We start from the raw sequence: 4,626 nt of genomic DNA on the forward strand, positions 1-4,626 counted from the left end.
TGGGGTGACGAGGCTGATCAAGCCTTCCAACAGTACCAGCCTGATCAATTACGGCGAGAGCTACCGGTCCGGAGATCGCATCAGCCCCTCTCTGCATATGCACGCGGCCGCCTGAATTGCCGATTTCGCTCAGCTGCTGCTGAATGGCGACGGCTTGCGGCGTATTCAGGGCCCTCTGCGTCTGCGCTGGCCACAACAGCGCTGGTGAATGTTCATTGTTGGGACGACTCACTCGGGTGGCAGGTGGTTGCCCTGGTCAAGCTCATCCGGCGAAGGGCGGATCTGCTGTTGGCTGGCAGCCAAGACTGGGGGCGGCGGCCCGAACTCCGGCGTCCCAGAGCTTGCGAAAGCCTCCGACACGCTTCCCTTGAGGTCATCCCGTCCAGCGGGCATCCCTGGGTTGCTGAAAAAAGACGAGGCGGCTTGATGATCCTGCCCTCGCTGAAGCACCTCGCGAAACCCCCTGTTCCAGTCGCAGAAGCTCCTCTGGTTTGGTTGGCGGCTCGTCAGCTCGACCATCGAACAGCGGCCGGAGCGCCTCGGACACGTGCTGCTCAAAGCCCACTCGCCGGGCCTGGACCGCTTGCCCGTCTTCCAAGCCGGCGTCCTGCACCTGCGACAAAGCTGTTACACGGGATGGATTACTATTTCGCGGGTTCATACTAGCCTCACATCAAACTGTATCGTCAAAGTCCTGCGCCAATTCACACAGCGGGTCATCGAGTTGAGATTCTGCGGAGAGCGCCTCCTCTGCTCCCGTCAAGGGCGCCGGCTCCGGGAGGGCGCCTGTCTGGCTTTCAAAGATGCGTTTCAGAATGCGATCCGAAAAATATCGCACCTTCCTCAATTTTAATGGTGGCAGACCTTTGATGAGAACAATCTCGTAGTCGTCATCGAGCAGCCGAACCTGTTCGGGACGCAATAGCGGTGCACCTTGATGTGAATTCTGAATGGTCCAGTCGAACGTTCGCGCCTGGCTGTGGGAAATCGATTTGGCTTCAAACGTGTATTCACCGATGGCCTTGGAAATGTAGTTCGGAGTCTCGTCATCAGCCGTGGCCATGAACACTTGCAGTCCGGTATTGCTGAGAAAATTCTGCTTGCCAGCCTCTCCATAAGCCCCCGTCAGTGCCGAAAGGCTTTGGATGATGAGCATGAAACGCCCCTTGTAGCCCGCGATAGTCGTGATTGCGGTCTCGATCGCTTCCAGCTTACCCAAGTGCTTGAACTCGTCGAGCAGGAAGAGAACCTCGTGCTTTTCATCCCGGCGGGCCAGCGACCGCTGCAGAATTGAAACGATTTGCTGAAAAAACAAGCGTATCAGAGGCGCGATCACCTCAAGGTCGTTCGGACCAACGCAAAGATAGATGCACGTTCTGCGACGGCGAAGATCATAGACCGAAAAGTCCGAGCGACTTGTGGCCGCCTTTACAGCGGGATCCGCCCACAGGTTGAGCCCGCCATCGCCGAGCACGGAAGTGTAGGAGGTTAGGATTTTCGTATCGTTCCCCGCCATGTCGTCGAAGATGCGTTGTGCCTCTTTGTTCTGGGTCTCCATGGCGAGTCGCGCGAAGAGCTTAAACTTCTCCCCCGGCTGGGCGAAGAGGTCATAGACGGCGCCGATTGTTGGCGTGCCCCGCTCGATGCAGGCAAGGATTCCCGCGACAAAGATATCTCGCGCGCCGCTGACGAAACCTTCCGCGCCCTCCCCCTTGGCCGTAATCAGGTTTGCGGCCAAGCGGCGGGCTTCGGTGAATTGCTGCTGTGGAGGCAACGCTATAAGATCCAACAGCGGATTGTAGCAGTTTGTGCGCCGCTCCGAATCCAGCGGCGCGAATTTAAACACGTCGTCACCTGCGGCTTTGCGCGCCCTCGAGGTGAGCTCAAAGAGCTCCCCCTTGACGTCCAGAGCTATCACCGAGCCTTTGAATGTAAGTAGCGTTGGAATGACTATGCCGACGCCCTTGCCAGCGCGGGTCGGTGCAACGATGAGGCTGTGAGGCTGCTCGCCATTGGTCAGGTAGTAGCCAGGCCAGAAAGGGCCACTTGTCTTCCCAAACACCGGCCCTGTCACGCCACGGTATCGTCGCAGATATCCCGTGCGTCGCATTTCATCCACTCGAGCCCAACGAGCCGTCCCGTGGTGTTCGAGCTTGCGGCGCAATACGATCTGCTGAATCAGCAAGACGACCGCGGACGTCGAGAGCACGATAGCCGCGCCCCGATAGAAAACGGGGGTTGCGAAACCCAAATAGAAGGGCGTCTCAAACCAAAAGGCACGGACATCAAACGCCATCAGAGCCTCGCCGCTGCCGCCGTGGCGGAAGGTTGCGTAAAGACTTGCCGCACAGAAGCCCACGGCGAGTGAGCACGCGATGCTAATGGCTATGTTGGGGGGCGTCGTTTTTGTTGAAAGCATTGTTCCATTGCCGGATTAGCCGTAGCTAATGCTGCGCGTGCTTCAGAGACCGAACCGGCGTCGCGCGATGTCGCCGCTCGACAGATCGATGCCGCAGCGGGTGGTGCGATGCTTGCAGCGCATCACCCGGCAGACGTGGTTTTTGAAAGTTACACTAAGCAGGTACGTCAACGGCCAGCGAATTGGAAACGGCAAGGCCGTAAACGGAATTCGGGAGAGAAAGCGTCACTGTACCATGGCCGAGACCTCAACGGCCGGAGCGATCTCTGCTTCTGGTGGCCTCCATTAGGTCCTCTCGGGCGTGATTGAAGGCGTGGTTTATGGACCGCCCGATTTGAGCACCCCGCTGCAGCTGTTCATACGAGGTTTGCGGGCCTACTGTATCACGGACTGCAGCCTCAATACCTGCTATGTGGCCGTCCAGATTCGCACTCCGTTCCTCTGCTGCATGCTGCGGCGGCGGCATGTGCGGCAAGATGTCTTGCATGCCGGGAAAAACTGAGTGAGCTTGGGCCTGTTGGTTTGCGTCTAACTGTTGATACATGTTGAGAATAGCATTGGATGCCATCATCCTGACATTGCCATCCGGATCAGAAGAAGCCAATCCAATGGCCTGATCAAGAATGCGAGATTTGTTTTCGTCAGTAAACTTACTGAAGTGTGGCGCAACGTAATAAGCTCCGAGAGCTTGCGACGGCGGATCCATGTTGCCAATGCGATTAACAATAGCATCTTGCAGCCCTGGCGTTAGGTAATCGCCTAGATTACTGGCCGCTCCGACTTTCTGCAATGCTATGTCATCCGTGCTGTACCCCAATTCGGCTGTTAATGTCGCGGCCAGATCGATGGCTGATCGTCCAAGACGATTGGTCCGCCTTTCAAATCTCGCGAGGTCAGTTTCTGGCCCGGGTTGAGTGCCCCGAACGGCTGTTCGCTCGTGCGTCCCGAGGCCTTTGAAGCCCCCAAGATTTCGCGCTGTATCGCGCGGGTTAGCGGTTACCAGCCGTTCTGCAACATCGCTCAATGGCCCCTCTGGAACGTCACGGAGGCTACTGCTCCCCACGCCTTGAGATGATCTTGCAGCTGCACGTGCCCGTTTGTTATCGCGATCCATTGCTCGCCTCCAAAGTAGTTATTCTACCCAATGAGGTTACCACCAAAGCTTGACCTGCTAAACCGATATGATGTTACAGTTGTAGTATGGCAAAGGGTTCCCAGCTCTGTGGGTCTGCCAAGTGCCCGTCCAAGCCGAAGAAAATACGATGAAGCTGGCATCAAATGCGATGTGAACTGCCCCGGGCATTCCGGTGGCCGTTTCGTTTGAGTCACGCGGCTATGGCTGGTTCATCCAACATGCCGTAGTAGCGTTCCTCGGCTTCGGCCGGCGGGATGTTGCCGATGGGCTCCAGCAGCCAGCGATTGTTGAAGCAGTCGACCCATTCGAGCGTGGCGAACTCGACGGCCTCGAATGAGCGCCAGGGTCCGCGTCGATGGATCACCTCGGCCTTGTAAAGACCGTTGATCGTTTCCGCGAGAGCATTATCGAAAGAGTCGCCGACACTGCCCACTGCGGGTTCGACGCCGGCCTCCGCAAGCGCTCGGTGTATTGAATGCCGAACCCTAGAGAATCAGCCCTCAGAGCCTTTGGTAATAGACCGACCCCTCGCACCTGTTTGGGCTGGGTGTACAAGTCAGGTTTTCATCAGGTTGGACGAGTATGTCTGGCAGCCAGAGCGCGACCACTTCCGTGCCCGCCCGCTCGTCTGGCAGACACACAAAGGAGAAAGACATGCCGTCAGCTACAAGCAGCGCCATCGTTTCCTGCCGCAGATCATCGCCCATCCGGTCTGGCCCTCCTTCAGGTCCCCTTGGCCTGTGTCTCGTCGAGGAAATGGCCCGGGAGCGGGATCGTGGTTTCGTATGAGACAATCCGCCGGTGCGGCAACAAATGCGGTCCGCATACGGAGCCATTACGTCGCGGCACTTGATATTGCAGTGCAGCAAAGGTAGAGGGCCGCCCCTTATCGGAGTGTCGTCCATGGTCCTTACCAACACTGGTAGTGAGGCAGAACCCGTCGAACAATCGAGCCATTCGGAAGTCGAACAGCACAGCACCAAGGTGCTGATGCTGGGCGCGCTCGGTGTCGTCTATGGGGATATCGGCACCAGCCCGATCTACGCCTTTCGCGAGGCGCTGGTGGCGTCGT

The 4,626-nt window shown here is 57.7% G+C and carries 3 protein-coding genes and 1 pseudogene; 1 reads left to right on the top strand and 3 read right to left on the bottom strand.

Going from position 1 to position 4,626, the window contains the following annotated elements; genetic code table 11:
• Positions 1–673 precede the first annotated feature (673 nt).
• The 3 genes and pseudogenes from virD4 to NKJ67_RS35020 form a co-directional block, all read right to left on the bottom strand.
• Positions 674–2,419 (bottom strand): type IV secretion system ATPase VirD4, encoded by a 1,746-nt coding sequence (gene virD4, locus NKJ67_RS35010; RefSeq protein WP_023766569.1) that lies wholly within the window; start codon positions 2,417–2,419, stop codon positions 674–676.
• Positions 2,420–2,666: 247 nt separating this feature from the next.
• Complete coding sequence (locus tag NKJ67_RS35015) at positions 2,667–3,443, bottom strand: hypothetical protein (RefSeq protein ID WP_245260339.1); 777 nt, start codon at positions 3,441–3,443, stop codon at positions 2,667–2,669.
• A gap of 301 nt (positions 3,444–3,744) precedes the next feature.
• A pseudogene (locus tag NKJ67_RS35020) lies at positions 3,745–4,014 on the bottom strand (integrase core domain-containing protein); the annotation flags it as partial.
• A 443-nt stretch (positions 4,015–4,457) separates the two neighbouring features.
• Between NKJ67_RS35020 and NKJ67_RS35025 the strand changes: the two are divergent.
• The coding region (locus tag NKJ67_RS35025) for a KUP/HAK/KT family potassium transporter (RefSeq protein ID WP_352585880.1) at positions 4,458–4,626 on the top strand (169 nt) is incomplete at its 3' end.

This window comes from Mesorhizobium sp. M0088 (assembly GCF_040322895.1).
In the GTDB taxonomy this organism is placed as follows: Bacteria; Pseudomonadota; Alphaproteobacteria; order Rhizobiales; family Rhizobiaceae; genus Mesorhizobium.